The 25,193-nt window shown below is 73.4% G+C and carries 27 protein-coding genes; 9 read left to right on the top strand and 18 right to left on the bottom strand.

The genetic code is table 11. The features are described 5' to 3' along the window. The first annotated feature begins 46 nt into the window (after positions 1-46). The gene (locus ACZ470_RS27845) at positions 47-919 is read left to right on the top strand and encodes a universal stress protein (RefSeq protein ID WP_468431553.1); all 873 of its coding nucleotides are present in this window, start codon (positions 47-49) and stop codon (positions 917-919) included. A 15-nt stretch (positions 920-934) separates the two neighbouring features. Here ACZ470_RS27845 and ACZ470_RS27840 read toward each other — a convergent pair whose 3' ends face one another. The 4 genes from ACZ470_RS27840 to ACZ470_RS27825 form a co-directional block, all read right to left on the bottom strand. Beyond that, positions 935-2,167, bottom strand: a complete 1,233-nt coding sequence (locus tag ACZ470_RS27840) for a DUF4032 domain-containing protein (RefSeq protein WP_468431551.1) — start codon at positions 2,165-2,167, stop codon at positions 935-937. 41 nt (positions 2,168-2,208) lie between these two features. After that, the gene (locus ACZ470_RS27835; RefSeq protein ID WP_468431549.1) at positions 2,209-2,961 is read right to left on the bottom strand and encodes an MBL fold metallo-hydrolase; all 753 of its coding nucleotides are present in this window, start codon (positions 2,959-2,961) and stop codon (positions 2,209-2,211) included. 49 nt (positions 2,962-3,010) lie between these two features. Beyond that, positions 3,011-4,219 (bottom strand): acyltransferase family protein, encoded by a 1,209-nt coding sequence (locus ACZ470_RS27830; protein WP_468431547.1) that lies wholly within the window; start codon positions 4,217-4,219, stop codon positions 3,011-3,013. 68 nt (positions 4,220-4,287) lie between these two features. Further along, positions 4,288-4,926 carry an alpha-ketoglutarate-dependent dioxygenase AlkB gene (locus ACZ470_RS27825; protein ID WP_468431546.1) on the bottom strand — a complete coding sequence of 213 codons (639 nt, stop codon included), beginning with the start codon at positions 4,924-4,926 and terminating at the stop codon, positions 4,288-4,290. Between the two features lie 123 nt (positions 4,927-5,049). Between ACZ470_RS27825 and ACZ470_RS27820 the strand changes: the two genes are divergently transcribed. Both ACZ470_RS27820 and ACZ470_RS27815 read left to right on the top strand, forming a co-directional pair. Beyond that, positions 5,050-5,658 carry a TetR/AcrR family transcriptional regulator gene (locus ACZ470_RS27820; RefSeq protein ID WP_468431545.1) on the top strand — a complete coding sequence of 203 codons (609 nt, stop codon included), beginning with the start codon at positions 5,050-5,052 and terminating at the stop codon, positions 5,656-5,658. Positions 5,659-5,676: 18 nt separating this feature from the next. Then, positions 5,677-7,350, top strand: coding sequence for an FAD-binding dehydrogenase (locus tag ACZ470_RS27815; RefSeq protein ID WP_468431544.1), 1,674 nt, complete (start codon positions 5,677-5,679; stop codon positions 7,348-7,350). An 11-nt stretch (positions 7,351-7,361) separates the two neighbouring features. Here the strand turns inward: ACZ470_RS27815 and ACZ470_RS27810 are convergent, their stop codons facing one another. The 3 genes from ACZ470_RS27810 to ACZ470_RS27800 all read right to left on the bottom strand — a co-directional run bounded on the left by ACZ470_RS27810 (position 7,362) and on the right by ACZ470_RS27800 (position 9,368). Next, positions 7,362-7,712, bottom strand: a complete 351-nt coding sequence (locus ACZ470_RS27810) for a DUF488 domain-containing protein (protein WP_468431542.1) — start codon at positions 7,710-7,712, stop codon at positions 7,362-7,364. A gap of 87 nt (positions 7,713-7,799) precedes the next feature. Next, entirely contained in the window at positions 7,800-8,051 is a 252-nt protein-coding gene (locus ACZ470_RS27805; RefSeq protein WP_468431541.1) for a WhiB family transcriptional regulator, read from the bottom strand. Positions 8,052-8,147: 96 nt separating this feature from the next. Continuing rightward, complete coding sequence (locus ACZ470_RS27800) at positions 8,148-9,368, bottom strand: saccharopine dehydrogenase family protein (RefSeq protein ID WP_468431539.1); 1,221 nt, start codon at positions 9,366-9,368, stop codon at positions 8,148-8,150. A gap of 134 nt (positions 9,369-9,502) precedes the next feature. On the opposite strand from ACZ470_RS27800, the gene ACZ470_RS27795 reads away from it, so the two are divergent. Then, a complete protein-coding gene (locus ACZ470_RS27795; RefSeq protein WP_468431538.1) occupies positions 9,503-10,213 on the top strand; it encodes a TetR/AcrR family transcriptional regulator in 711 nt (236 codons plus the stop codon). 111 nt (positions 10,214-10,324) lie between these two features. Here the strand turns inward: ACZ470_RS27795 and ACZ470_RS27790 are convergent, their stop codons facing one another. Further along, positions 10,325-11,224, bottom strand: a complete 900-nt coding sequence (locus ACZ470_RS27790) for a LysR family transcriptional regulator ArgP (protein ID WP_468431536.1) — start codon at positions 11,222-11,224, stop codon at positions 10,325-10,327. Between the two features lie 67 nt (positions 11,225-11,291). Here ACZ470_RS27790 and ACZ470_RS27785 point away from each other — a divergent pair, with 67 nt between their 5' ends. After that, entirely contained in the window at positions 11,292-11,909 is a 618-nt protein-coding gene (locus ACZ470_RS27785) for a LysE/ArgO family amino acid transporter (protein ID WP_468431534.1), read from the top strand. A gap of 18 nt (positions 11,910-11,927) precedes the next feature. On the opposite strand, the gene ACZ470_RS27780 is transcribed toward ACZ470_RS27785, so the two are convergent. The 3 genes from ACZ470_RS27780 to ACZ470_RS27770 all read right to left on the bottom strand — a co-directional run bounded on the left by ACZ470_RS27780 (position 11,928) and on the right by ACZ470_RS27770 (position 14,441). Then, positions 11,928-12,383, bottom strand: a complete 456-nt coding sequence (locus ACZ470_RS27780) for a cyclic nucleotide-binding domain-containing protein (protein ID WP_468431533.1) — start codon at positions 12,381-12,383, stop codon at positions 11,928-11,930. A 293-nt stretch (positions 12,384-12,676) separates the two neighbouring features. After that, the gene (locus tag ACZ470_RS27775) at positions 12,677-14,155 is read right to left on the bottom strand and encodes an aminotransferase class I/II-fold pyridoxal phosphate-dependent enzyme (RefSeq protein ID WP_468431531.1); all 1,479 of its coding nucleotides are present in this window, start codon (positions 14,153-14,155) and stop codon (positions 12,677-12,679) included. Between the two features lie 55 nt (positions 14,156-14,210). Continuing rightward, entirely contained in the window at positions 14,211-14,441 is a 231-nt protein-coding gene (locus ACZ470_RS27770; RefSeq protein WP_468431530.1) for a hypothetical protein, read from the bottom strand. A gap of 145 nt (positions 14,442-14,586) precedes the next feature. Here ACZ470_RS27770 and ACZ470_RS27765 point away from each other — a divergent pair, with 145 nt between their 5' ends. The 4 genes from ACZ470_RS27765 (at position 14,587) to ACZ470_RS27750 (ending at position 16,796) form a co-directional block, all read left to right on the top strand. Next, positions 14,587-15,027: an ATP-binding protein gene (locus tag ACZ470_RS27765; protein ID WP_468431529.1), complete on the top strand. Its 441-nt coding sequence runs from the start codon at positions 14,587-14,589 to the stop codon at positions 15,025-15,027. A gap of 183 nt (positions 15,028-15,210) precedes the next feature. After that, positions 15,211-16,074, top strand: coding sequence for a SigB/SigF/SigG family RNA polymerase sigma factor (locus ACZ470_RS27760; protein WP_468431528.1), 864 nt, complete (start codon positions 15,211-15,213; stop codon positions 16,072-16,074). Between the two features lie 34 nt (positions 16,075-16,108). Beyond that, entirely contained in the window at positions 16,109-16,339 is a 231-nt protein-coding gene (locus ACZ470_RS27755; protein WP_468431526.1) for a DUF5133 domain-containing protein, read from the top strand. A 28-nt stretch (positions 16,340-16,367) separates the two neighbouring features. After that, the gene (locus ACZ470_RS27750; protein WP_468431525.1) at positions 16,368-16,796 is read left to right on the top strand and encodes a hypothetical protein; all 429 of its coding nucleotides are present in this window, start codon (positions 16,368-16,370) and stop codon (positions 16,794-16,796) included. Between the two features lie 78 nt (positions 16,797-16,874). Here the strand turns inward: ACZ470_RS27750 and ACZ470_RS27745 are convergent, their stop codons facing one another. From ACZ470_RS27745 to ACZ470_RS27715, 7 genes are all read right to left on the bottom strand, one after another. Then, on the bottom strand, positions 16,875-19,109 hold the full coding sequence (locus ACZ470_RS27745) for an FUSC family protein (RefSeq protein WP_468431523.1): 2,235 nt from the start codon (positions 19,107-19,109) through the stop codon (positions 16,875-16,877). A gap of 71 nt (positions 19,110-19,180) precedes the next feature. Continuing rightward, positions 19,181-20,554, bottom strand: a complete 1,374-nt coding sequence (locus ACZ470_RS27740) for an NAD(P)/FAD-dependent oxidoreductase (RefSeq protein WP_468431522.1) — start codon at positions 20,552-20,554, stop codon at positions 19,181-19,183. Between the two features lie 104 nt (positions 20,555-20,658). Beyond that, positions 20,659-22,377 carry a PP2C family protein-serine/threonine phosphatase gene (locus ACZ470_RS27735; RefSeq protein WP_468431520.1) on the bottom strand — a complete coding sequence of 573 codons (1,719 nt, stop codon included), beginning with the start codon at positions 22,375-22,377 and terminating at the stop codon, positions 20,659-20,661. Continuing rightward, a complete protein-coding gene (locus ACZ470_RS27730) occupies positions 22,374-23,438 on the bottom strand; it encodes an anti-sigma regulatory factor (protein ID WP_468431518.1) in 1,065 nt (354 codons plus the stop codon). Before ACZ470_RS27730 ends, ACZ470_RS27735 begins: the two co-directional genes overlap by 4 nt. Beyond that, a complete protein-coding gene (locus tag ACZ470_RS27725) occupies positions 23,438-23,878 on the bottom strand; it encodes an anti-sigma regulatory factor (RefSeq protein WP_468431516.1) in 441 nt (146 codons plus the stop codon). Before ACZ470_RS27725 ends, ACZ470_RS27730 begins: the two co-directional genes overlap by 1 nt. Then, a complete protein-coding gene (locus ACZ470_RS27720) occupies positions 23,878-24,297 on the bottom strand; it encodes an STAS domain-containing protein (RefSeq protein WP_468431514.1) in 420 nt (139 codons plus the stop codon). The genes ACZ470_RS27725 and ACZ470_RS27720 overlap by 1 nt, the downstream gene beginning before the upstream one ends. After that, entirely contained in the window at positions 24,294-25,193 is a 900-nt protein-coding gene (locus ACZ470_RS27715) for an STAS domain-containing protein (protein WP_468431512.1), read from the bottom strand. The genes ACZ470_RS27720 and ACZ470_RS27715 overlap by 4 nt, the downstream gene beginning before the upstream one ends.

Here is a 25,193-nt window from a genome sequence, read left to right as displayed (position 1 = left end):
GAAGACTGGAGTACGCGAAGCGCACACGACCACCGGGAGGAACCGCATGACGCGCCCGATCACGGCAGGGATCGACGGAACCGAGGAGAGCCTCGCCGCGCTGGGCTGGGCCGCTCGGGAGGCGGTCCGCCGGGGACTGCCGCTCAGGGTGGTGCACGCCTGGCGGTTCGAGGCGCACGACGCCGTGGACACGGGGGACAGGGCCACCCAGGAGCGGTGGGTCCGTGAGTCGGTCGAGGAGGCGGTCCGCCCCCTCGGTAAGCGGCACCCCGGTCTCGCCGTGACCACGGACGTCCTGGAGGGGGACGCCGTCGGGACGCTGACCGCAGCCGCTGCGGAGTCGGAGCTGCTGGTGCTCGGCTCGCGCGGGCACGGGCGCATCATGGGCTTCCTGGTCGGCTCGGTCGGCCAGCAGGTGATCGTCGACGCCGAGCGGCCGGTGGTGTTCGTACGGGCCGGGGACCAGGCGTCCAACGAGGTCGCCGGGCACGAGATCGTGGTCGGTCAGCAGGGCGACCCGGAGGACAGCGCCGCCGCGCTCGGCCTGGCCTTCGAGACCGCGGCCCGGCGCGGGGCCACGGTGCGTGCCGTACGGGCCTGGACCCTGCCGCCGGTGTTCGCCTACAGCCCGGCCTCGCTCCAGCTCCTCGACGAGGCCGGCGGTCTGGAGCCCTTCGAGCAGAAGGCGCTGGCGGCGGCCCTCGCGCCGTGGCGGGAGCGCTACCCGGACGTGCATGTGATCGAGCACGTGGAGATGGGCAGCGCCGGGCAGGTGCTGCTGTCGGTCGCGGGCACCGCCCAGCTGATGGTGGTCGGCCGCCGCGCCCACCGCACGGCCGTGGGCGCCCGGATCGGCTCGGTGGCCTACGGCGTCCTGCACCACGCGGACTGCCCGGTGGCGGTGGTACCGCCGGCCTGACGACGGGAGCCGGGGTCAGTCGGCCGTCGGCTGGAGCGACTCCCGCGCCTTCGGCAGGATGTTCCTGATGTAGTCCTCGACGGCCGTGTCGAGACCGATGTCGTGCTGTGCCCGCTCGGACAGGTACCAGCGGTGCTCCAGCAGCTCGTGGTAGATCTCCGCGGCGTCCATCGGGCCGCGCAGCTCGGGTGGCACGGACCGCACCGTGGGCCGGAAGACCTCGCGCACCCAGCGGTGGGCGAGGACCTCCGGGCGGGCGCCGAGGGGGTCGCCCGGCGCGTAGTCGTCCTGGGTGGCCATCCAGCTCTCCAGGTCGTTCAGCAGTCGCCTGGCCTGGTTCTCCTCGGCGTCCAGCCCGGTCAGGCGCAGCAGCTGCCGCTGGTGGTGACCGGCGTCGACGACCTTGGGCACGAAGGTGACCGTGTCGCCGTTGGAGGCGTGCTCGATCTGCATCTCGGCCACGTCGAACCCGAGGTCGTTGAGCCGGCGGATGCGCCGCTCGATGTAGTGGTACTTGCCCGCCGGGTAGACGGAGGTGCGGGTCAGCTCCTGCCACAGGCTCTGGTAGCGGGCGCAGATCTCGGTGCCGAACTCGATCGGGTCGACGGAGGGGTGCAGCGCCCCGGAGGCCTCCAGGTCGAGCAGCTCGCCGCTGATGTTGACGCGCGCGAGATCGAGGTCGTACTCGCGCTGCCCGACGCTCAGTTCCGGGTGCAGGTCCCCGGTCTCGGCGTCCACCAGGTAGGCGGCGTAGGCGCCCGCGTCCCGTCGGAACAGCGTGTTGGACAGCGAGCAGTCGCCCCAGGCGAACCCGGCCAGGTGCAGCCGCACCAGCAGGACGGCGAGCGCGTCCATGAGGCGGTGCATGGTCGCCGGGCGCAGCGTCGTCTCGAACATCGACCGGTACGGCATGGAACCGCCGAGGTGCCGGGTGATCAGGACGCTCTCCAGCGGCTCGCCGGCCGGGTCGGTGCGGCCGGTGACCACGGCCAGCGGGTCCACCGCCGGGATGCCGATCCGGTCCAGGTCGCGCAGCAGCTCGTACTCGCGCAGGGCCGGCCGCTGGGCGAGCTCCTTCACCGCGATGACCTCGTCGCCGGCGCGCGCGTAGCGCACCACGTGCCGGGAGATGCCGCGCGGCAGCGGCACCAGGTACCGCTCCGGCCACTCCTCCAGCGGCAGGTGCCACGGCAGTTCCAACAGGAGCGCGGGATGCTCCGGGTTGGTGGCGTTGATCTGCAGTGCCATGGCGGGGATGTCCTCGTCTCGTGGGCGGTCGTCGTCTCACCCTATTGGGCGCGCTCCCGCGCCAGCCGGGCGGCGTCCCGTACGGACCCCTCGTGCAGCGGGCCGTGCCCCGGCAGCAGCAGATCGCCGTCCAGCCCGGCCAGGACCTCCAGCGAGGCGACGGCGGCGGCGCGCTCGTGGTGGAACATGTCCGTCAGCATCTGGGGTCCCTCGACCCGCGACGTGGGGTGGCCGCTCACCAGGGCGTCGCCCGACACCACCACCCCGGTGTCCGGGAAGTGGAACGCGCAGTGCCCGGCGGTGTGGCCGGGCGTGTGCACGGGCACGGGCCGGCCGGGCAGATCGAGCGGACCCGGACCGGACTCCGGGAACGGCTCGGGCGCGGTGACCGCCACGTGCGCCGTCCCGCCGGAGCGCAGGGCGTGCGCGGCCCAGGGCAGCACGCCCGGCCGCCAGCCGTTGCGCAGCACCTGCCCGACGGTCACCTGGTGCAGGAAGTCCCGCCGGGCGTGCGGGACTTCGGCCTTGTGGGTGTACACGGGAGTGCCGTACGTGGCGCTCAGGTACTCGGCGGACCCCAGGTGGTCGCTGTGGGCGTGGGTGATCAGTACGGCGGTCACCGCCTCCGGTGAACTCCCCACCTCCGCCAGGGAGGCGAGCAGACCCTCGCGGTCGCCGGGGTAGCCGGTGTCGATCAGCGTGACGGCGTCGCCCTCCGTCAGGATGACCCAGTTGGTGTTCGTGCCGTGCACCAGATGGGTGCCGTCCGCGACGTGCCGCACCGTTGCTCGCATGACCGTCCCGAGTCGAGTGGTTCCTGTCCGACGCGAGTAGGAAAGCAGATCACCGCGCGGGCGCGGGCGGTGGGGTGCGCGGCTCCGGGCGCATCCCGAACAGGAACCGGGGCACCGCCCATCTGCGCACCCCGTACTCGTACAGCACCACGATCACCGCCAGGGAGGCGGCCACGATCACCGCGTACTCGACGGCCATCGGCGCGGACCAGCCGACCACTCCGTACGCGAAGGCGACCACGACCGGCTGGTGCAGCACGTACAGCGGCAGGGCGGCGACGGCCAGATACGCCAGGACGCCGGTGCCGCCGCCCGGGGAGGGACCCGGCCGCGCGCGTCCCGGCCGGTCCAGCAGGCCGAGGATCGCCACCACCCAGCACCAGCCGGCCGCCCCGAACAGCGCACGGGTGACCAGCGCGAACGGGGTCCATGCGGTGAACGGGTCGTCCCCGGCGACGAAACCGGGCGCGGTGCCGGCGAACAGCAGCACACCCAGCACGCCCACGGGAAGCGCGGCGCGGCGCGTCGCCTCCCGGACCCGTTCGTCGTCCGCGAGGGCGAAACCGTGGGCGAAGAACAGCAGATACGCCCAGCGGTTCCAGCCCGCGAAGTCCTCCTCCATGCCCAGCAGCGCGTTCACCGCGGCGAGCGGCAGCGCGGGCAGCAGGAGCAGCGCCGGCCGGCTCCGCAGCACGGGGGCCGCGCGGTCGGCCCCGGCCGACAGCCGGGCGGCGACCGGGGCGAGCAGCAGACAGAACGCGAGCAGCAGGACGACGAACCACAGGTGTCCGGTCTCGAAGTGTTCGCCCTCCAGGACGAAGGGGAAGTCGGCGAGGTCCGGGCGCACACTCAGGAAGCGCGCCCAGAAACGCGGGTACGGCTCGTCGTACCCGGGGTCGGCGGCGCGCAGCCGCAGCCACTGCGGGAGCGGGCACAGCACGACCGTCGCGAAGACCAGCGGGACGCCCAGGCGCAGCAGCCGCTCCCGGGCGAACCCGCGGGGCCCCCGGCGGCGGATCGAGTGCCGGGCGCCCAGGCCGGCGACGAGGAAGAGCATCGGCATGGCCCACACCACGCCGAATCCGGCGACGACGGTCACGGCGTCCGTCGTCTCCGCGTTCTTGACGTAGAAGTCGTCGTCCGGGGAGAACACCAGGGCGGTGTGGAAGAAGACCAGCCCGAGGACGACGAGGGCGCGCAGCACGTCGAGTTCGCCGCGTCGGCCGGTCCCGGCCCCTCGCCCCGTCTCCGTGCTCATCGGCCCTCCCCGCCCGGGTGCGGTTCAGTGTGCGGGAGCGGGGGAGGGGAGGACAGGCTTCCGGCGGGTCAGTTCACGCCGTGCGGGCGGAACTGGACGCTGATGCGCGGCCCGGCCGCCCGGGTGCTCTTGGGGACGGCGTGCTCCCAGGTGCGCTGGCAGGAGCCGCCCATGACGATGAGGTCGCCGTGCCCGAGCGGCCGCCGCACGGTGTCGCCGCCGCCCACGGGCCGCAGCAGCAGATCGCGCGGGGCACCCACGGAGAGGATGGCGACCATCGTGTCCTCGCGGGCGCCCCTGCCGATCCGGTCGCCGTGCCAGGCGACGCTGTCCCGGCCGTCGCGGTAGTAGCAGAGCCCGGCCGTGGCGAACGGCTCGCCCAGTTCGTCGGCGTAGTGCGCGCTGAGCGCCTCGCGCGCCTCGGCCAGCACCGGGTGCGGCAGCGGGTCGCCCGAGCGGTAGTACGACAGCAGCCGGGGCACGTCCACCACCTGGTCGTACATCTGGCGCCGCTCGGCCCGCCACGGTACATGGGCGGCCAGGTGCTCGAAGAGCGCGTCGGACCCGCCGAGCCATCCCGGAAGGACGTCGATCCAGGCGCCCCGGCCCAGGTCGGTGCGGCGCAGACCGTCGAGCGGGCCGAGCCGCAGCTCGTCGGCCTGGTCGAACAGGGAGCCCTGGAGTGCCGGGGGGTGGTGCGTGCTCATGGGTCCAGCGTAAACCCTGATTCGAAAATACGTTCTAGCAACCTGGGTGACGTTCCCTGCTCCGGGGGCTGTTCGATACATCGGTGTATCGGATACGTTCATGTATCGAACGGAGGGACGACCATGGCGGTGGGCGGTACGACGGGGCGTGTCACCAGGCGCCGCCTCCGCACGCGCGCGAACCTGCTGGAAGCCGCGTTCACCGTGTTCGCGGCCAAGGGCTTCGGACATGTCTCGATCGAGGAGGTCTGCGAGGCCGCCGGCTACACCCGAGGCGCCTTCTACTCCAACTTCGCCGGCCTGGACGAGCTGTTCTTCGCCCTGTACGCCGAGCGCGCCGAGCTGATCGCCGAGCAGGTCGCCGGGGCCCTCGCGCAGGACGGACCCGACCTCGACGTGCCCGCCGCCGTCGACCGCGTCACCGAGGTCCTGCTCCTCGACCGCGACTGGCTGCTGGTGAAGACCGACTTCCTGGTGCACGCCGCCCGTGACCCGGAGGTGGCCCGCGCCCTGCTCGAACACCGGGCGCGGCTGCGTGGGGCCATCGAGGACCGACTCGCCCGGGCCCGCGGCCACACCGAACTGCCCGCCGTGCTCGGTGACACCGCGGGCGCCGCGCACGCCGTGGTCGCCGCCTACGACGGCGTCACCGTCCAACTGCTGCTGGACCGGGACGTCGAGGGCGCCCGGACCTGGCTGAAACAACTGCTGACCGCGCTGCTCACCGGATAACAGGAAGGGACGGTCGCCATGGATGCCGACGTCATCGTCGTCGGAGCGGGACTCGCGGGCCTCGTCGCGGCCCACGAGCTGACCAGCAGGGGCCGCAGGGTCGCCCTGGTCGACCAGGAGAACGCCGCCAACCTGGGCGGCCAGGCCTACTGGTCCTTCGGCGGGCTGTTCCTCGTCGGATCGCCCGAACAGCGGCGCCTGGGCATCAAGGACTCGTTCGACCTCGCCTGGAACGACTGGCAGGGCAGCGCGGGCTTCGACCGGCTCGACGACGAGGACAGCTGGGCGGTGCGCTGGGCGAGGGCCTACGTCGAGTGGGCGGCGGGGGAGAAGCGGGCCTGGCTGGACGGCCACGGCATCACGTTCCTGCCCACCGTCGGCTGGGCCGAGCGCGGCGACCTCCGCGCGGACGGCCACGGCAACACCGTGCCCCGCTTCCACATCGCCTGGGGCACCGGAACCGGCGTCGTCGCGCCGTTCGTCCGGTACGCCCGGCAGGCCGTGCGCGACGGACTGCTCACCTTCCACCACCGCCACCGGGTCGACGAACTGGTCGTCGAGAACGGCACCGCGCGCGGCGTGCGCGGCACCGTGCTGGCCGAGGACGACGCGCCGCGCGGGGTCGCCTCCAGCCGCGAGACGATCGGCGAGTTCGAACTCACCGCCCAGGCCGTGATCGTCACCAGCGGCGGCATCGGCGCCGACCACGACATCGTCCGCCGGTACTGGCCCGAGCGGCTGGGCACCCCGCCGCGCGAGATGGTCACCGGAGTCCCCGCCTACGTCGACGGGCGGATGCTCGACATCAGCGCCCGCGCGGGCGTCCGGCTGGTCAACCGGGACCGCATGTGGCACTACACCGAGGGACTGCGGAACTGGGACCCGATCTGGCCCGGACACGGCATCCGCATCCTGCCCGGACCGTCCTCGATGTGGTTCGACGCCCTCGGCCGCCGCCTGCCCGACCCCTGCCTGCCCGGCTACGACACCCTCGGCACGCTGAAGCACCTGCGCACCACCGAGGACATCGCCGGACACGACCACTCCTGGTTCGTCCTCACCCAGCGGATCATCGAGAAGGAGTTCGCGCTGTCGGGCTCCGAGCAGAACCCGGACATCACCGCGAAGGACCGGGCCGGCTTCCTGCGCGAACGCGTGCTGGGCAAGGGCGCCCCCGGCCCCGTGGACGCGTTCCTGCGCAAGGGCGCGGACTTCGTGACCGCCCCCACCGTCGAACAGCTCGTCGAGAAGATGAACGCCCTCACCGACGAGCCCCTGCTCGACGCGGCCCTCGTACGGCGCCAGATCGAGGCCCGCGACCTCCAGCTGGCCAACGCCTACAGCAAGGACGCCCAGGTGCAGGGCATCCGCAACGCCCGCCGCTACATCGGCGACCGCCTCGGACGCGTCGCCGCCCCGCACCGCATCCTCGACCCCGCGGCCGGCCCGCTGATCGGGGTGAAGCTGAACATCCTCACCCGGAAGACCCTCGGCGGCATCCAGACCGACCTCGACTCCCGCGCGCTCGGGGCCGACGGACAGCCGGTCGAGGGGCTGTACGCGGCGGGCGAGGTGGCCGGCTTCGGCGGCGGCGGGGTCCACGGCTACAACGCCCTGGAGGGCACCTTCCTCGGCGGCTGCCTCTTCTCGGGGCGCGCGGCGGGACGGGCGGCGGCCGCGCAGACCGCTTAGGAAACGCCCGGTCAGGTCTCCAGGAGGCGGGCCAGCACCTCCGCGTGACTGGTCTCCGGGCTCCTGGACGCGGTCAGCAGGGTCACCGGGCCCTTCCCGGCCAGATCCCTCACGTGGTCCAGGAGTTCGGCGGCCTCCGGAGCGGCCAGTTCCAACTCGTAGCGCTCGCGGAACTCCTCGTACGGCCGGTCGCCCGCGTGGTACCAGCGGCGCAGCTCGGTGGACGGGGTCAGCCCCTTGGGCCACTCGTCCACCCGCGCCGCGTCCTTCGCCAGCCCGCGCGGCCACAACCGGTCGACCAGGACCCGGACGCCGTCGTCCGGGTCGGGCGGCTCATACACACGGCGCACGCGCACGCTCATGGTCGGGTCCCTTCCGGCGGGTGTCCGGCGAGCGTACTGCTCAGGACCGGGCCGGGCACGGCGAGCCCGCCCGCCTCGTGAGTCCGGTCAGCCGGACGGGCGCCGTGCCGCGATGCGACGCTTCAGCGCCCGCCGTTCCGTCTCGCTCGTGCCGCCCCACACCCCGATGGACTGCCCCGTCTCCAGTGCCCACTCCAGGCACTGCTCCCGCACGGGGCAGCGTCGGCACACCGCCTTGGCCTGTTCCGTCTGCATCAGGGCCGGCCCCGAGGTGCCGATCGGGAAGAAGAGGTCGGGATCCTCGGTCGCGCAGGCCGCACGGTTCCGCCAGTTGTCCATCGAGAGTCACCTGCGATCGGTGTGAATAGGGACAAACACCCACCCGGGTGCTTACTCCTCCTCGGGTCACCTGTCGATACGCGGTGAAACAGGCCGTCACTGCTCGCGCAGCCCCCAGGGCGAGCCGTACGCGGTCAACAGCTCCAGGAACGGTGCCGCGGGGAACGCCTCCGGGCCGAGCACGCCCGTGCCCGACCAGGCACCGGTGGCGAGCAGTTCGAGGGCGACGACGGGGTTGACGGCGGTCTGCCACACCACGGCCTGACAGCCGTACTCGGCCATGGACCACTGGTTGTCGACCACGTGGTACAGGTACACCTCGCGCGGCGCCCCGTCCTTCACGCCCCGCACCCAGGTGCCGGCGCAGGTCTTGCCGTGCATCCGCTCGCCGAGCGTCGCCGGGTCGGGCAGACAGGCGGCGACCACGTCCCGGGGCGAGACCCGCACCGGGCCGTCCGGGCCGGGCACGGTCACCGGTTCGGTGCGGTCCAGGCCCAGCAGGTGCAGCGTCCTGAGGGTGTCGATGAACTCGCGGCCCAGCCCGTACTTGAAGGTGACCCGTCGCGCGTCGACCCGGCGCGGGACGAGCAGCACCTCCTCGTGTTCGACGTTCACGCACTCCACCGGACCGATGCCCTCGGGGAAGTCGAACACCTCCGGCTCGCTGAACGGCTCGGTGGTGAACCAGCCGCGGTCCCTCTCGTAGACCACGGGCGGGTTGAGGCACTCCTCGATGGTGGTCCAGATGCTGAAGGACGGCGCGAAGTCGTAGCCGTCCACCGTGAGGTTCGCGCCGTCCCGGACGCCGATCTCGTCGATCTCGTCGAAGAGCTCGTCGGCGGCGTACCGGGCGAAGACGTCCGACAGCCCCGGCTCCACCCCCATGCCCACCAGGGCGAGCGCACCGGCCTTCTCCCACGCGTCGGCCTGCGCGAACTGCTCGTCGCCGAGCTTGACCCCGCACTCCTCGTACGGCCGTTCGGCGTGCGGCCGGGACAGGGACATCGCCATGTCGACATAGGTGGCGCCGGCGCGGCGCGCGGCCCGGAACAGCGGCATCACGAACCGGGGGTCGGTGGCGTTGAGCAGGACGTCGCAGCCGTGCCGTTCCAGCAACGCCGTCACTCGGTCCTCGTCGCCGGCGTCCACGCGCTCGGCACGGAACCGGTCGCCGTTCTCCCCGAGCGCGGCTACCGCCGCCTCGGCCCGGGCCGGGTCGTGGTCGGCCACGACCATGCCGTCGAAGAACGGCCGCCGGGCGGCGATCCGGGTGATGGCGGTGCCCACCCCGCCCGCTCCCACGAGCAGTACACGCATGACGGAGCACTCCCTTTCTTGCTCTTGGATCCCATGGATCCCGGATGTCGGTGCGGGGCCCCGGTGGGGATACAACGCCGTGCGCCGTCGTAAGGTCAATGGCGTTGGCATAAGACCGGCGGGAGGAGACGGCGATGCCGAAACGCGTGGTCCCCGAGGAGCGGCGGCGGCGCCGCAGGCCGACTAAGAGCGGCCGGGTGCTGTCCGAGACGCTGATCGTCGAGACCGCGCTGCGGCTGCTGCGCGAACACGGCAGCGCGGGCCTGACCGCCCGCCGCCTCGGCCTCGCGCTGGACTGCGATCCGAGCACCCTCTACCGCTACTTCCGGGGCATGGACGAGCTGACCCTCGCCATCGGGGACGCGCTGATCGGCCAGGCGCTGCGCGGCTGGCGCCCGACCGGGCAGTGGCGCGACGACCTGCGGGCCATCGGGCTGCGCATCCACGCGGCCTATCTGGCGCATCCGCAGGCCGCGGTCCTCACGGCGAGCCGGGTCTCCGGCCGCGCGAACGAACTCGCCGCCGACGAGGCGGTGCTGGACGTCCTGCGCACCGCGGGCTTCTCCCTGCCGGAGACGGTGCGCGTCTACCACGCCTTCATCGACACCACGCTGGCCTTCGCCGCCCTCGACGCCGCGTCCCTGGCGCTGCCCGGCGCCGCGCGCCACGCCGACGAGGACATGTGGCGCTCGACCTACGCCCGCCTCCCCGCCACCACCCACCCCCGCATCGCCGAGGCCGCCCCGCTGCTGGCCACCCACATGGTCACCAGCGCCTACCCGACGGCCCTGGACATGCTCCTGACCAGCGCCGAGGGCGCCCTGACGGACACCTCCCAGGAGTGAGGGCCTTCCGCGTTCGGTGTGGAGCGCGGCATCCACCGGCCGACCGCCGGGACGCCCTCGTGCCCGAACCCGATGCCCCGCTGACGCCGACCGGGCGCCGCCCTGCTCTCCCTAGCCGAGCAGGGCCTCCCGTGCCGCATCCGTGACCGCGTCGGCCACCGCGGCCAGGGCGGGGGAGTCCAGCTTCCACTGCTGCCAGTAGAGGGACACGTCGACCTCGCGGTCCGGGGCGAAGACGGTGAGGCGGCCGGTGCGGAGCAGGGGGGCCGCCTGGGCCTCGGGGACCATGCCCCAGCCCAGGCCCGCGGCGACCGCCTCCACGAAGCCCTCCGAGGTCGGCACGTAGTGCCGCGACGCGCTCGCCTCGGCGCGTCCCCGGGTGAGCCGGCGCACGAAGCCGTCCTGGAAGTCGTCCCGCCGGTCGAACACCACCACCCGCGCCCCGGGCAGCGTCTCCCGGAGCGGCCCGGCGAGATGCCGTGCGGCGAACTCCGGGGCCGCCACGGGCAGATAGCGCATCCGGCCCAGCTGCCGCACGGAGCAGCCCGGCACCGGGTCCGGCGACGAGGTCACCGCGGCCATCACCGTGCCCTCCCGCAGCAGGGCCGCCGTATGGGACTCGTCCTCCCGGCGCAGTTCGAAGCAGAGCCGCGACTCGGCCGGCAGCCGGCTGAGGGCCCCCAGGAACCAGGTCGCCAGCGAGTCCGCGTTCACCGCCACCGACACCCGGGTCGGCTCCCCGGCCCCGCTCAGCCCCAGCTCGGCGTACGCGTCGCGCTCCAGCCGGGCCACCTGGCGGGCCAGCCGCACCAGCACCTCGCCCGACTCGGTCGGCCGCACCGGCTTGGTGCGCAGCAGCAGCACCCGCCCGGTGCGCTGCTCCAGTGCCTTCACCCGCTGGCTCACCGCCGACGGCGTGACATGGAGCGCGGCGGCCGCCGCGTCGAACGTCCCCTCGTCCACCACCGCGAGAAGGGTCCGTACCTGGTCCAAGGGCAGGTCGGTCATCATGTCTGCTAAGGGTACGTAAGAATCCTTAGCTGTACTGCACGGGTGTCCCGCCCGTAGCGTCCTCGGCATGACCAGCGCCCTGACCACCGCCGCCGCCGGATTCGGCACCGGCCTCTCCCTCATCGTCGCCATCGGCGCCCAGAACGCCTTCGTCCTGCGCCAGGGCATCCGCCGCGACGCCGTACTCGCCGTCGTCGGCATCTGCGCCCTGTCCGACGCGGCCCTCATCGCCCTGGGCGTGGGCGGTGTCGGCGCGGTGGTCGTGGCGTGGCCCGGCGCGCTGACGGCGATCGGCTGGATCGGCGGCGCGTTCCTGCTCGGTTACGGCGCCCTGGCCGCCCGCCGGGTGTTCCGGCCCGCCGCCGCGGGACTGGAGGCGGAGGGGGAGGCGGCGACTTCCCGCCGCCGTGCGGTGCTCACCTGTCTCGCGATGACCTGGCTCAACCCGCACGTCTACCTGGACACGGTGTTCCTGCTCGGTTCGGTCGCCGCCGACCACGGCCCGCTGCGCTGGACCTTCGGCCTCGGCGCGGTACTGGCCAGCCTCTGCTGGTTCGCCGCGCTCGGCTTCGGCGCCCGGCTGCTGAGCCGCTTCCTGGCCCGCCCCACCGCCTGGCGCGTCCTGGACGCGCTGGTCGCCGCCACCATGATCGCCCTCGGCCTCACCCTCGTCGCCGGAGCCTGACACCGGTGCGCACCCCGTCTACAACGCCCCGCGGCGGTGCATCGTGTACTGCTCCAGCAGCTTGCCGCGGGTCGTCTCCAGCCGGTGGGCCAGCACCTCGGCGACGCTGCGCACCAGGGTCAGCCCCAGCCGCGGATCCTCCTGGCACAGCCCGAGCACGGCCGCCGCGTCGAACTCGTAGGCGCGCACCGGGCTGAAGGCCACGGCGCCGAAGTCCCACTCGTGCGGCGGGAACAGCCAGGACCAGCCCAGCAGATCGCCCGCGCCGAGGCTCGCGACCGTGACCCGGTGGAGGTCGTTGACCCGCTGGTCCAGCGAGACCGCGCCCGAGCGGATCACCCAGAAGCGGTCCGCGGTGCCTCCCGCCTCGAAGATCCGGGTGTCCTCGGGGAAGGACACCTCCCGCGCCAGCGCCATCAGGCGCTCGCGCTGCGGAGGGGGCAGGGCCGTCAGGAGTTTGATCGCTTTGGTCATGGCGCGGGGCTCCTCGCCGGGGGCGTTCGGTTCCGGTGCTTTCCCTACGCCCATTTCAGCCGCTGCCGCCGTTCGGGGCACCTCGGCGGGCGGAGGGTTCCCGGTACCTGTCCCCTGCCCCGTCCCGGGCATGAGAAAGCCCTGGCTGGACGGGGGAAGCCAGCCAGGGCCGTAAGCGGTGGTGTCCGGAGGACGGGTAGTCGACCCCGTCACCACGTATGAGTGAACGATAAACCATTTGGTTGACGTACCGGTAATCGGAACCCGGTCGCGTGACCCGTTTCACCTTGGCGTCAGACGGCGCCCTCGTCGACGACCCGGACCGTCTCCAGAGCGGGATGGGTCGGGTCGGGCAGATGCATGCCCGCCGCCAGCCCCGTCCGCAGATAGCGGAGCACCGGCCCGGTGAGCCGTTCACCCGGCAGCACGGCCGGGATACCGGGCGGATACGGCGTGACCATCTCGGCCGCGACCCGTCCGGCGGCCCTCGACACGGGAACGTCCTCCGCCGGTCCGAAGAACGCGTCGCGTGGCAGCAGCGCCTGTTCCATCCGCAGCTCGCCCGGCGGCGGAACCTCCACCCCCGGCGCCCGCGGCAGGTTCCGTGCCGCCCGCCCCAGCTCCCGCAGCGCCGACAGCAGCTCGCCGGTCGTCTCCCGGTCGTCGCCGTGGGTGATCTGCGCCCCGATACGGCGGTGATCGACCAGATGCGCGTCGATGCCCCGGTGCTCGCGCAGCCAGTCCGCCGCCTGGTACCCGGTGATGCCGAGGCCGTCGACCTCGATGACGCCGGGCAGCGGGTCGAAGTCGTCCGCCAGCTCCGGCCCGCAGAAGTCGTCCCGGTCGTTGACGTGCATCCCGTCGATCTCCTCGACGGCGGCCCGGACCTCGGCCGCCAGCGCCAGCGTCGACCCCATCAGCTCCTTGCCGTGCAGGGCCATCTGCCGCCGCCAGCCGTCCAGCCCCGCGAGGATCAGCACGGACGGGCTGGTGGTCCCCAGCAGATCGGCGCGCATGCCAAGCAGCGCCGGCGGCACCAGATCGCCCCGCAGATGGAACACCGAGCCCTGCTCCAGGCCGCTGCCCATCTTGTGGATGCTGGTCACACAGATGTCGGCGCCCGCGTCCATCGCCCAGGACGGCAGATCGGGATGGAACGGCAGATGCGCGCCCCACGCCTCGTCCACGATCAGGGGGAGGGTGCGCCGGTGGCACACCTCCGCGATGTCTCCGAGCGACGCGCAGGCGCCGTACGGCGTCGGGCTGGTCACCAGCGCCCCGCGCGCGTCCGGGTGGGCGTCGAAGGCCCGGTCGAAGTCGTCGGCCGACGGCGGATGCGCGAGGTGCCGTTCGGCGTCCCACCGCGGCTCCACCCACACCGGCTCGATCCCGGAGAGGATCAGCCCCGCCACCACCGACTTGTGGGCGTCCCGCCCGATCAGCAGCTTCTCGTGCGGCCCCGCGACCGACAGCATCGCCGCCTTGACCGACAGGGAGCTTCCGCACGTACTGAAGAACGTGTGCTCGGCGTGGACCGCGTCGGCCATCAGCTCCTGGGCCCGCTGGAGCACCCGGCCCCGGACGAGCCGGTCGTCCAGACCACCCGACGCCAGCACATCGCCCAGGAACACCGCGTCCCCGAGCACCTCACGCACCGCCGGATCGGCCCCGCGGGCCTGCTTGTGGCCCGGTGGCGTGAACCCCAGCCGCCCGTGACGGTGGTACTCCTCCAGTGCTTCCAGAACCGGCGCCCGGCTGTGATCGACCGTCATGGGACCCCGGGTGCCCGGCAGCGGCCCCGTCAATCCGCACGCCCCGGCCTCCGGTTCAGCCCTGCGCCTTCCGCCTGCCCGGCGTCAGGATCTCGTCCAGCACCCGCAGCACCACCCCGTAGGCCACCCCGCGCACCTCCGCCTCGCGCGCCGCGCCGGCATCGCCGGGATCCGCCCGCCTCAGCTCCTCCCGCCGGGCCCGCCAGGTGCGCTCCTCCTGCGCCGCGCAGGCCCGCGCCCGCTGGATCCGCCGCAGCAGTTCGTCCGAGTCCACCACATCGGTCATACCGTTCGCGTACCCCCGTCCGCCGTTGGGATGGCAGGCATTCGGGAAACGGCCGGGAGGTTTGCCGCCACCGGGACAGGTGAGCCGAAAAGGGAGGTCCGAGGCACAATCCCGTCGACCTTCGTCAGCGATCAGGAGCCGCAGGATGAGTGAGGAGCACACGACCGAACCCCTTGAGCGGCCCGGCGGACGCCGGGCCGGACCGCCCTGCCCGTGCCGTCCGGCCGAGGTGCGCGAGGCCGTCGCGCGGGCGGTGTCCGAACGCTGCCGGGCCACCCACACCCCCTGTGACACCGAAGCCCTGGCGGACGCCCTGCTCGTCGCCTCCGAGCTCACGACCAACGCGATGCTGCACGGCGGCGGGGTCACCGACTTCCAGGTCGACGTCAGCGGCCCCGGAGTACGCCTGTCGGTGAGCGACCGCAGCCACGACCTGCCCGTCTTCGTGCCGCCGACCGACCGGCAGGGAAGGCGCCGTCCGGGCGGCCACGGCTGGCCCATCGTGTGCCGGCTGTCCCGCGACATCCGGGTCTCCGACCTGCCCTCCGGCGGCAAGTGCATCACCGCCGTGGTGCCCCTGTCCTGAACCGCCGGCACTTCGCGCGACGAAGCGGAGTTTGTTCCACCGGCGAAGGGGCAATCGGAGGTTCGTGCTTCGGACCGGAGGCGCGCCAGCGGGAGCGGTACGGCTGCTGAGGACCCTCCGGGCGTCCCTGCGACCGGCCGTCCCGCGGTAGATCCCTGAAACCACCGTTCGGGAGCGAACCGCATGCTCATTGACACACCCGGCCACCGTTCCGGCCCCTCCGACACCACGACCGCCGCCCCCCGCAGGCGGCACGACGACGCCCCCGACACCGCCGCCCTGTTCACCCGCCTGGCAGCCCTGGACGACGGCCCCGAGCGGGACGCGGTACGGGACGAGCTCGTCACCGCCTGGCTGCCCATGGCCCACCGCATCGCCGGCCGTTTCCGCGACCGCGGGGAGGCCGTCGAGGACCTGCGCCAGGTGGCCGCCCTGGGGCTGGTGAAGGCCATCGACCGTTTCGACCCCAGCCGCGGCGCCTTCGAGAGCTATGCCGTCCCCACCATCACCGGCGAGGTCAAGCGGCACTTCCGCGACCGGATGTGGGCCCTGCGGGTGCCCCGCCGGGTGCAGGAACTGCGCAACAAGGTGCGGGTCGCGCGGCGTGAGCTGACCCAGCACCCCGGCAGCCCCGAACCGTCGGTGGCGGCCATCGCCGCCCACACCGGGCTGACCGAGGAGGAGGTCGGCGCCGGGATGGAGGCGCTGGAGAGCTTCAGCACCCTCTCCCTGGACGCCGAACTGTCGTCCGACGACGACGGCTACAGCCTCGCCGACACCCTCGGCGCCGCGGACACCTCCTACGACGTCGTGGTCGACCGCGAGTCCGCCAAGGAGGGCCTGCGCAGGCTGCCCGAGCGCGAGCGCGCCATCCTCTACATGCGCTTCTTCGAGGACATGACCCAGAGCCGCATCGCCGACCGGCTGGGCATCTCCCAGATGCACGTCTCCCGTCTCATCAGCCGCAGCTGCGCCCGGGTGCGCGCCGACGTGATGGGACAGCGGACCGGCTGCCACGGCACCGGCGGACACTCGGCGACGGCGTGAAAGACGCCCGCCCGCACCCAGGAAAGCGAGACACATGCTGAAGCCCCACCCCACCGTGCTGCGCCGGCTCGTCGACGAGTACGAGGCCCTGACGGCCGCCGGAGGCGGACCGGCCGGCCCGGACCCGCGGATCGGCGACCTGGCGTACACCCTCTGCGTGACGACCGGCACCCGGGACGTACGCCACGCGCTGGCCACCGCGCGCCGCTGGCTGTCGGCGTCCGGCCCGGATCCGGCCGCGGCCGGTGCGCCCGCCGTCGTATGACCCGGCGTGTGCGGGGAACCCGAAGCCGATGAGCGAATCCGAGATCCCCCCGGAAGGCCGGCCCGTGGACGTCTACCTCGACCTCCTGCGGGTGCGGATGGACACCGAGGACTACCGGCTTCTGCTCCGTGTGGTGGAGCCGGTGCTCCAGGCGATCGAGGAACACCGGCTCTCCGGCATGGACCTCGCGCTGGAGGGCGGCGAGGAGGAGCTGCCCCAGGAGGTGCGGGACGAGGCCGCCCTGGTCATCGCCACGGCCGTCACCGGCCGCCTGGACAACGAGGTGGTCGAGCTGGAGGTCGACGAGACCGGACCGGTCCGGGTGGTCACCGACGCGGCGACCGCCGCCGACCCGTCCCGCCTGGGCGAGATCGCCGACTACATCAGGGACCGCCACCGCCAGAACGAGGAACTGCGCGGCATCGCCGAGGCCAGCGGCCTGCCGACGGACTTCTGACCCGGGCCCCGCCCGGCCCCCGGCCCCGCCCGATCACCGGGCGGGGCCGGTCCGTTCGCTGCCGTGGTCCCGGTGATCTCACCGTTCCGGTGACCGCACCGGGACACCCAGCGGCCGGGCGAGGCCCACCACGGCCTCGTCCAGCCGTTCCAGGTGCCGCAGCACCCGGTCGGTGATGCGGCCGTAGCGGACCCTGCCGTCGTCGCCCAGGAGGGACGCGATGCTCGGCCCGGTCTCGACCGGCACCGTGACGTCCTCGTCCGCCACCCGGTCCGCGATCGTCGCGATGTTGCGCACCGTCCGCCCCGCCGCCCCGCGCAGCCGGGGGTCCGCGGCGATCGACGGATGCGTCGGCAGCAGTTCCGCCGTCGCCGCCAGCGAACGCGCGTGGTACGCGCAGGTCTCGAGGAGCGCCACCACATACCGCGCGGTGGTGCGCCGGGCCCGCAGCGGGGTCACCGGATGCGTCAGCGGCTGGGTGGCGGCGCGCAGGTCGCCCAGCGCCTGGTCCAGCTCCCGTGCCTTGTCCAGCAGATCGCCGACGGGCCCGCCGCTGAGCTGTCCGACGGCGGCCTCGGTGACCTCGGCGAGCCGCTCCAGCACGGTGACCAGCAGCTCGTTGGTGCGCCGGTCGGTGTTCACCGGCAGCACCAGCGCCGCCGCGACCACCCCGCAGGCCGCCCCCAGCGCCGTCTCCTCCACCCGCAGCACCAGCACCTCCCAGCTGTAGGTGTGCAGCAGGGTGTAGAGCAGCCCGAGCATCGCCGTCACGAAGAACGACATCAGCGTGTAGGACAGCGGTGCCGTGTAGAACATCGCGAAGATCAGCACCAGCACCAGCACGAACGCCGTCAAGGTGTGCCGGCCCACCACGGCGGCCAGCAGGATGCCGGCCACGACGCCGAACACCGTGCCCAGCAGCCGCCGGTAGCCCTTCACCAGGATCTCGCCGGTCGAGGACGTGTTGATGAAGACGATCCAGCAGGTCAGCACAGCCCAGTACCAGCGGTGCGCGGACAGCAGCTCGCCCCCGACGATGGCCAGCGTCGAGCCCACGGACACCTGCACGGCGGCGCGCGTCGTGGGCCTTCGCAGCCCCGTCGGCCGATCGGCCGCCTCCGCCTCCTCACCGGCGTCGATGGCGGCGTCCTCGGCCTCCAGCTCCTCCCGGGAGCGGGCCGTCGCCGGGCTGTCGTCCGACTCGTCCTGCGGGCCCTCCAGGGCGACGCGCAGCCCCATGACGGCGCGGGCGGTCTCGCCGACCGCCCGGAAGACGTCCCGCACGGCCGGGGTGGCGACCGGCAGGTTCTCCTCGTCCCGGTAGCCGAGCAGCCGGTTGCGCACCTGGGCCACGGCCGTTCCGCCGGTCCCGGTGCGCACCACCAGCGTCCGCAGCGCGCGCAGGTCCCGGCGCAGCAGGTCCGTCGCCTCCTCCGGGCCGGGCAGCCGGCCGACCTCCGGGGCGGGCGCCCCGGGCAGATGGAGGGTGAGGGTGTCGGCCCGTTCGGCGCTGCGGGCCGACAGCAGCAGCAGGCCGAGCCGCTCGGCGGCGATCTCCGCGTCCGCGATCCGGCGCTGCACCAGCCGCGCCGTCGACTCGTCCGGCGTCCCCTCCTCCAGCCGGGCCTGGATCATCAGGGCCGTCTCGTGCAGCCGGGCGTTGCCCGTACGGACGTCCTCCAGCGCCTTGTCCATCTCGTCCGGACCGGCGTCCAGCAGGACCAGGTGCGCGGAGACGAGCTGGGCCAGCCGCGCCCGGAACGCCTGCCGCAGCCGCGCGAGCAGACCGGTCGGCGCGACCGGGACGACGGCGAACCGGACCAGGGCGCTGCACGCGAACGCGACCGCCAGGGAGGCCCACAGCCCCGGCAGGTCCGAGGGGGAGGCACCGACGAACAGGGACACGAAGTAGACCTGGAAGCCGATCAGCCCGAGCGCGGTCCCGCGGTCGCCGAACCGGCGGCCGTACACCGCGCAGAAGATGAGGACGACGAAGAACACGTCCCCGACGACGACCCGCTCGCTGAGCACCGCGCCCAGCGACACCGACACCAGCGCCACCGGCAGGCCGAACGCCAGGGTGACCGCCTGCGCACCGCGCTGCTTCTCCCGGATGGCGAAGGTGGCGACCATCGCCGCCATCGCGCCCGCCACCAGACGGGTGACATCGAACCCCGCCGAGGCGAGCACGGCCAGCGTCAGCGCGATCGCGCCCACCGTCCGCAGCCCGGCCGTCAGCCGCAGCAGGCCGGGGTCGGACGCCGCAAGGCGGTCCCGCAGCCGTCCGAGCACCGAGCGTCCCGCCGCCTTCACGCCACCGCACTCTCTCCCTCAGGGCCTGTCGCGAAAACGCCGGCCGCGCGAGCCGCCGCCGGTTCCGTGGATCACCGCGCCGCCCGGCCCGCCTCCGCGACGTGCGCCCGTACCTGCTCCGGCGTCAGATAGGCGTCCAGGTACTCGAAGTCCCGCAGGTTGCCCGGCTTGTGCGCCTGGAACCCGGTACGGACGAAGTCGTCGCCGGCGACCGCGTTCAGCAGCCAGTTGGTCATCACCCGGGTCTTGGCGACATTGGTGCGCAGCGCCGACCAGTGGTAGCCGCGGGCCACCGCCTGGGCGGGCAGGCCGTGCAGTTCGAAGCCGAGCGGCCTGGACACCGCGTCCTTGCCGCCGAGGTCCACCACCAGACCGAGGTCCTTGTGGACGTACGGCCGCGTCGGCCGGCCCCGCAGCGTCGCGATGACGTTCTCCGCCACGTGCCGGCCCTGCCGCAGGGCGTGCTGCGCGGTCGGCGGGCACACCGCGCCGTCCCCCTTGGCCACGTCCGGCACCGCCGCCGAGTCGCCGAGCGCGAACACCCCGTCGTGGCCCGGCAGACACATGTCCGCGTTGACCGCGAGCCGCCCCCGGACCGTCTCCGCGCCGAGCGTGGCGATGAGCGGACTGGCGACGACTCCGGCGGTCCAGATCAGGGTGCGGGTGGGCACCACCCGGCCGTCGGTGAAGGTGACCTCCTCGGCGCCCGCCTTGCCGATGGAGACGCCCAGGGAGATCTCGATGCCGCGCCGGGTCAGGATCTCCTGCGCGCTGCGCCCGAGCTTCTCTCCCAGCTCGGGCATCAGCTTGGGCGCGATGTCGATGAGGTGCCACTTGATCAGGCCCGGGTCCAGGCGCGGATAGCGCTTCACGGCCGCGTGCGTGAGCCGCTGGAGGCAGGCCGCGGTCTCGGTGCCCGCGTAGCCGCCGCCGACCACCACGAACTGGAGCCGCGAGGCCCGTTCCGCCGGATCGTGGCTGGCGTCGGCGAGGTCGAGCTGGGAGATGACGTGGTCGCGGAGGTAGGCGGCCTCGGCGAGCGACTTCAGGCCGAAGGCGTGGTCGGTCAGCCCCGGGATGTCGAAGGTGCGGGTGACGCTGCCGGGGGCCAGCACGATGTAGTCGTAGGGCTCGTCGACGGTCTCGCCGTTGATGGTGCGGATGACACAGACCTTGGCCCGCAGGTCCACGCCTATGGCCCCGCCCGGGATGATCCGCGTGCGGTACTTCTCGCTGCGGCGCAGGGACAGCGCCACCGACTGCGGAGTGAGCACCCCGGAGGCGACCTGGGGGAGAAGCGGCAGATACAGCTGGTAGGAGAACGGCGTCACCAACGTGAGTTCGGCCTCGTTCGGGGCGAGCCTGCGCTCCAGCCGGCGCACGCACTCCACACCGGCGAAACCTGCGCCCACCACCAGGATCCTGGGTCGTGTCACGGTGTCCATCCCTTCCTGCGGCTCCGGGCGTCTGCCCCGGGCATCACGTCTGACGCGTGCCCGTGTTCAGCACCACGATGCCCGTACCGCCGCCGGAACGCACCGGGAAGCGGTCACCGGCCGTGCACGTGGCACAGCAGCAGACAGACGTCGTCGTCGCGTTCGGAGTCGCTCAGCAGCGGACGGAGCATGCGGTCCGCGGTGTCCTCCAGATCCGTGTCCAGCTCCGCCGAGCCGAAGGAGCCCAGGGCCGACGCCAGCCGTTCGATGCCCGGGTCGATGCCCCGGGCGCGCCGCTCGACCAGCCCGTCCGTGTAGAGCGCGAGCGTCGAACCGGGCGTCAGCCGCTCGGTGTGGTCGGCGATCTCCTGCTTCATGGGGATGCCGAGCATGGCGCCCGGTTTGGCGTCCAGGGTGCGCACCCGCCCGTCCGGCAGCCGCAGCACCGGCGGCGGATGGCCCGCGGCGGCCCACGTCAGCGTGTGCTCGTCCGGCTGGAACCGCGCGATGACGGCGGTGGCGAACAGATCGGGCTGGAGGTGGTGCAGGAAGTCGTGCAGCCGGGTCAGCAGCCGGCCGGGGCTGCCGCCGTCCACGGCGTAGGCGCGCAGCGCGGTGCGCAGCTGGCTCATCATCACCGCCGCGTGCAGCCCGTGCCCGGTCACGTCGCCGATGACGGTGATCAGACTGCCGTCCGGCTGCCGGAAGGCGTCGTACCAGTCGCCGCCGATGTTCAGCCCGTGCGTGGCCGGCAGATAGCGGGCGGCCAGGCTCAGGCCCGGGGTGGCCGGCAGGTCGGTGAGCAGGGCGCGTTGCAGTGTCTCGGCGATGTCCCGGTTGTGCTCGAACCGGCGGGCGTTGTCCATCGCGATCCCGGCCCGCCGGGCCAGCTCGATCAGCATCACGGCGTCGTCCGGGTCCCAGCGCCCACCGGGCGGTGCCAGGGTCAGCACACCCAGCGACGACCGGCGGGTCAGCAGCGGGATGCAGAGCAGCGGCACGGTGGGGTCCAGGGCCGACGGCGGCTGGTCGTCCACGCCGGGCAGTCCGCCGGGGTGGTCGGCGGCGTACTGCGGCCGCCCGGTGCGGGCCGCGCGGACGGCCGCGCGCGGGTGCGACGTGGGCGGGTACCGGTCGTCCTCGTGGTCGAACAGCCAGATGTCGACATGGTGCGCGTACCGGGGCATCAGCAGTTCGGGCAGCCGGCGCACGATCTCGTCGTGGTTCAGCGAGGCGTTGAGCACGGCGCTCGCGTCCGCCAGGAACGTCAGTCTGCGGCGCGCGTGCTCCGCCTCGTTGCGCGCCCGGCGCTCGGCGGCGAACGCCTCCCGCTGAGCGCGGCCCGCCGCGTCCAGCTCGGCGTGCAGGGCCAGGACGCCCTGGTTGGTCCGGTGCAGCTCCTCCCGGTGGAAGGCGACCAGTTCCTCCTGCTCGACGAGCTTGTCCAGCACCGCGGCCGTGTCCTCGTCGGCGCCCAGCAGCGCCTCGGACAGATCGTCCGGTTCCCCGGCCGGCGGGCCCGCGTCGGTCACCCGGGCGGTTTCGGCACAGGGGACGGTCACCGTCCACGGGGTGCGGCCGGCGGCGCCCGTGCCGGGCGCGGGCGTCACGGAGGCGTGCAGCGTTCCCGTCTCCGTGGGCGGGCCGGGCACGTCCAGGGTGAGCACCCAGGTGCCGCCCTTGGTGAGGCACTGCCGCAGCTGGCCGCTGAGCGCCGCGGCCAGCCGGGCGCGTTCGACGGCGGGCACCCCGTGCGCCGCGGCCAGCCGGGTCACGGCGATACGGGCGCGTGCCGCGTCCGTGACGGTGTGGATCTGCCAGGTGTGCGTCATGGGCGGTCCGGCGGGGCGGGGGCCAGCACGGCCACGGCGGTGTCGTCCCGCACCGGTCGGGCGGAGCTGCCGGCGTCCCGGACGGCCACGGCGGCCGTCACGGCCGGGTCGGCCGGGGGCACTCCGGTGTCCGGGGACGGCGTCCACCGGCCGGGCAGTCCGTCGGTGTGCAGGATCAGCAGGCTCTCCTCGTTCCAGGGGACGTCCTCCTCGCGCACGGTGAGCGGCCGGTGCACACCGACGATGCCGGGCCGGGACAGCAGGGACCGCCAGCGGCCGCCCTCCCGCAGCCGGGCCGTCACATTGCCGATGCCCGCGAAGCGCAGCCGGCCCGCCCAGGTGTCGAGCTGGGCCACCGCGACGGCCGCGCCCCGGGTGCCGGCCAGCGCCGTGTGCAGCTTCGGCAGGCACTCGGCGGGCGGCAGCCGGGCCCAGTGGCGCAGCTCCTCGGCTGCCGCGGACGAGGCCCGTGCCGCCTCGATCCCGTGGCCCAAGCCGTCGGCCAGCATCAGGGTCAGCCGGTCACCGCACCTCACCCAGGTCCAGGCGTCCCCCGAGAAGTCCGCGCGGGCGAACGGGACGTTGACCCCGCCGGCCCGCACACCGGGCACCCCGAGGGGACCGTCCTCGGGGACGGCGGCGGTGGCGGGACCGACCCGGGCCACCGCCACGGTGCCCCGGCCGGGCACGCTGTGCAGGCCGAAGTCGTCGGCGAGACGCCGGCAGGTGCCGAGGCCCGCACCCAGCGAGCGGGTCGTGGTGAACCCGTCCCGCAGCGCACCGGCCACATCGGCGATGCCCGGCCCGTGGTCGAGCGCGGTGATCTGCACGGTCCGTCCCGGCCGGCCCTCGCGCAGCACGGGCGGGTCCACCACGTCGACGATCACCTCACCCGCCCGCGCGTGCTTGAGGAGGTTGGTGGCGAGCTCGGTCGCCACCAGCGCCGCGGTGGCGGCGCGCTGCTCGTCCAGCCCGGCCGCCGCGGCGGCCTCCTCCGCCGCGACCCGGACGTCACGCACCCGGGTCGAGTCCTGCACCGGCACGTTCCACACGCGGGGCATCAGACGTCCTCACGCGGACGCGGCGGCCGGCTCACCCAGGAGGTCACCCGGACCGTGGTCCCCGATTCCGGGGTGCTCTCGACGGAGAAGTCGTGCACCAGACGCCGGGCACCGCCCAGCCCCATCCCCAGGCCGTCGCCCGAGGTGTAGCCGTCGCTGAGCGCGCGGTCCAGGTCGGGGATGCCCGGACCCGAGTCGCTGAACGTCAGCCGCAGTCCGGCTGCCCCGCCCGCGGTGACGTGCGACGCCTCCATCAGGCCGCCCCCGCCGTGCACCAGGGTGTTGCGCGCCAGCTCACTGGCGGCGGTCACCAGTTTCGTCTGGTCCACCAGACCGAAGCCGAGCCGCTCGGCGGCCTGCCGCACATGCTGGCGCACCCACACCAGGTCCATGTCCGACCGGATGGGCAGGCGGGCCTCCACGCCCGCGGCGGTGTCCATCACGGACTCTCCTCGGGCCTGCCGCCGGAACGCCGCGACACGACGGGCTGCGCGAGCAGTTCCATCGCCGCCTCGGTGGTGAGCGCGGTCCGCATCCCGGGCAGCGTCAGCCCCAGCTCCACCAGGGTGATGGCCACCGCGGGGCGCATGCCGGCCACCACGGTGCGCGCGGCCAGCAACTCGGTCTGCGCCGCGATCTCGGCCAGCACACGCCCGAGGAAGGAGTCGACGATCTCCACTCCGGAGATGTCGATGACCACCCCCGTGACCCGGCTGCGCGCGATCGTCTCGGACAGGTCCTGCTGCAACTGGTGCGCCGTGCTGTCGTACAGGTCTCCCTGAAGGGTGACCAGCAGCAGGTCACCGAGCCTGAGGACCGGCACATGTCCCGCGACCGGGCGGGAGTACCCCTCGCTCACCGCCGGACCGCACTGTCGGGCGTCGCGTTCACGATGTTCGCCCCCAGCTCGTGCAGGCAGTATCCCAGGGCGTCGGCGAGGGTCGCCCGGGTCTTCACCGTGCCGAGGTCCAGACCCAGGTGCACGATGGTCTGCGCGATCGCCGGACGGATACCGGACACCACGCACTCCGCGCCCATCAGCCGGGCCGCGGCGACCGTCTTCATCAGGTGCTGCGCCACCAGCGAGTCGACCGTCGGCACACCGGTGATGTCGAGGATCGCGAACCGGGCCTGCTGGTCCACGACCGCGTTCAGCAGGGTCTCCATCACCACCTGGCTGCGGGCGCTGTCCAGCGTCCCGATCAGGGGGACCGCCACGATGCCGTCCCACAGCTTGATCACGGGCGTCGCCACCTCCAGCAGCTGGAGCCGCTGCCGGTCGATGAGGGCCTGCCCCTCGCTCAGCGCCGTCTGCATGGCCACCAGACGCAGCGTCCCCATGAGCACGTTCAGCGTGGTCGAGCACTCACGCAGTTCCGCCGGGGAGGCCTGCTCCAGATCGGCGACCAGGAGGTTCTCCACCGGGGGCCGCAGCGCCGCCAGTTCGCTCGCCACCTGGGTGGCCGACAGCCCGGCGCGGGAGCGGGCCGCCCCCATCCGCGCCAGCTGCTCACGCACCGCCGTGAAGCCCGCGGCGTCCGGGTCCTCGACCCGCTGCGAGTCGGCGACCAGGGCCAGCGCGTCGACGACCGCCTTCCCCGCCTCCACCGCCTCGTCCCGCGAGACCGTGAACACCGTACGGAACAGGGGCTCGTCCGCCCACCGCTGGGCGATCTGCTCGCGCCGCCGCCGCAGGAAGGTACTGATCTCGTGCGTCGGTGTTCCGAGTGTCCGGTCCGCCTCGTGCTCCGGCAC

Source organism: Streptomyces sp. NPDC031111, from assembly GCF_055570675.1.
Note: the sequence above shows the minus strand (reverse complement) of the source record. Positions and strands in the feature narration are given on the sequence as shown.

What these genes read in the sequence shown, in the direction of transcription:
- ACZ470_RS27845 (WP_468431553.1), top strand. Translation starts at nt 47, where the DNA reads ATGACGCGCCCGATCACGGCAGGGATCGACGGAACCGAGGAGAGCCTC.
- ACZ470_RS27840 (WP_468431551.1), bottom strand. Translation starts at nt 2,167, where the DNA reads ATGGCACTGCAGATCAACGCCACCAACCCGGAGCATCCCGCGCTCCTG.
- ACZ470_RS27835 (WP_468431549.1), bottom strand. Translation starts at nt 2,961, where the DNA reads ATGCGAGCAACGGTGCGGCACGTCGCGGACGGCACCCATCTGGTGCAC.
- ACZ470_RS27830 (WP_468431547.1), bottom strand. Translation starts at nt 4,219, where the DNA reads ATGAGCACGGAGACGGGGCGAGGGGCCGGGACCGGCCGACGCGGCGAA.
- ACZ470_RS27825 (WP_468431546.1), bottom strand. Translation starts at nt 4,926, where the DNA reads ATGAGCACGCACCACCCCCCGGCACTCCAGGGCTCCCTGTTCGACCAG.
- ACZ470_RS27820 (WP_468431545.1), top strand. Translation starts at nt 5,050, where the DNA reads ATGGCGGTGGGCGGTACGACGGGGCGTGTCACCAGGCGCCGCCTCCGC.
- ACZ470_RS27815 (WP_468431544.1), top strand. Translation starts at nt 5,677, where the DNA reads ATGGATGCCGACGTCATCGTCGTCGGAGCGGGACTCGCGGGCCTCGTC.
- ACZ470_RS27810 (WP_468431542.1), bottom strand. Translation starts at nt 7,712, where the DNA reads ATGAGCGTGCGCGTGCGCCGTGTGTATGAGCCGCCCGACCCGGACGAC.
- ACZ470_RS27805 (WP_468431541.1), bottom strand. Translation starts at nt 8,051, where the DNA reads ATGGACAACTGGCGGAACCGTGCGGCCTGCGCGACCGAGGATCCCGAC.
- ACZ470_RS27800 (WP_468431539.1), bottom strand. Translation starts at nt 9,368, where the DNA reads ATGCGTGTACTGCTCGTGGGAGCGGGCGGGGTGGGCACCGCCATCACC.
- ACZ470_RS27795 (WP_468431538.1), top strand. Translation starts at nt 9,503, where the DNA reads ATGCCGAAACGCGTGGTCCCCGAGGAGCGGCGGCGGCGCCGCAGGCCG.
- ACZ470_RS27790 (WP_468431536.1), bottom strand. Translation starts at nt 11,224, where the DNA reads ATGATGACCGACCTGCCCTTGGACCAGGTACGGACCCTTCTCGCGGTG.
- ACZ470_RS27785 (WP_468431534.1), top strand. Translation starts at nt 11,292, where the DNA reads ATGACCAGCGCCCTGACCACCGCCGCCGCCGGATTCGGCACCGGCCTC.
- ACZ470_RS27780 (WP_468431533.1), bottom strand. Translation starts at nt 12,383, where the DNA reads ATGACCAAAGCGATCAAACTCCTGACGGCCCTGCCCCCTCCGCAGCGC.
- ACZ470_RS27775 (WP_468431531.1), bottom strand. Translation starts at nt 14,155, where the DNA reads ATGACGGTCGATCACAGCCGGGCGCCGGTTCTGGAAGCACTGGAGGAG.
- ACZ470_RS27770 (WP_468431530.1), bottom strand. Translation starts at nt 14,441, where the DNA reads ATGACCGATGTGGTGGACTCGGACGAACTGCTGCGGCGGATCCAGCGG.
- ACZ470_RS27765 (WP_468431529.1), top strand. Translation starts at nt 14,587, where the DNA reads ATGAGTGAGGAGCACACGACCGAACCCCTTGAGCGGCCCGGCGGACGC.
- ACZ470_RS27760 (WP_468431528.1), top strand. Translation starts at nt 15,211, where the DNA reads ATGCTCATTGACACACCCGGCCACCGTTCCGGCCCCTCCGACACCACG.
- ACZ470_RS27755 (WP_468431526.1), top strand. Translation starts at nt 16,109, where the DNA reads ATGCTGAAGCCCCACCCCACCGTGCTGCGCCGGCTCGTCGACGAGTAC.
- ACZ470_RS27750 (WP_468431525.1), top strand. Translation starts at nt 16,368, where the DNA reads ATGAGCGAATCCGAGATCCCCCCGGAAGGCCGGCCCGTGGACGTCTAC.
- ACZ470_RS27740 (WP_468431522.1), bottom strand. Translation starts at nt 20,554, where the DNA reads ATGGACACCGTGACACGACCCAGGATCCTGGTGGTGGGCGCAGGTTTC.
- ACZ470_RS27735 (WP_468431520.1), bottom strand. Translation starts at nt 22,377, where the DNA reads ATGACGCACACCTGGCAGATCCACACCGTCACGGACGCGGCACGCGCC.
- ACZ470_RS27730 (WP_468431518.1), bottom strand. Translation starts at nt 23,438, where the DNA reads ATGCCCCGCGTGTGGAACGTGCCGGTGCAGGACTCGACCCGGGTGCGT.
- ACZ470_RS27725 (WP_468431516.1), bottom strand. Translation starts at nt 23,878, where the DNA reads ATGGACACCGCCGCGGGCGTGGAGGCCCGCCTGCCCATCCGGTCGGAC.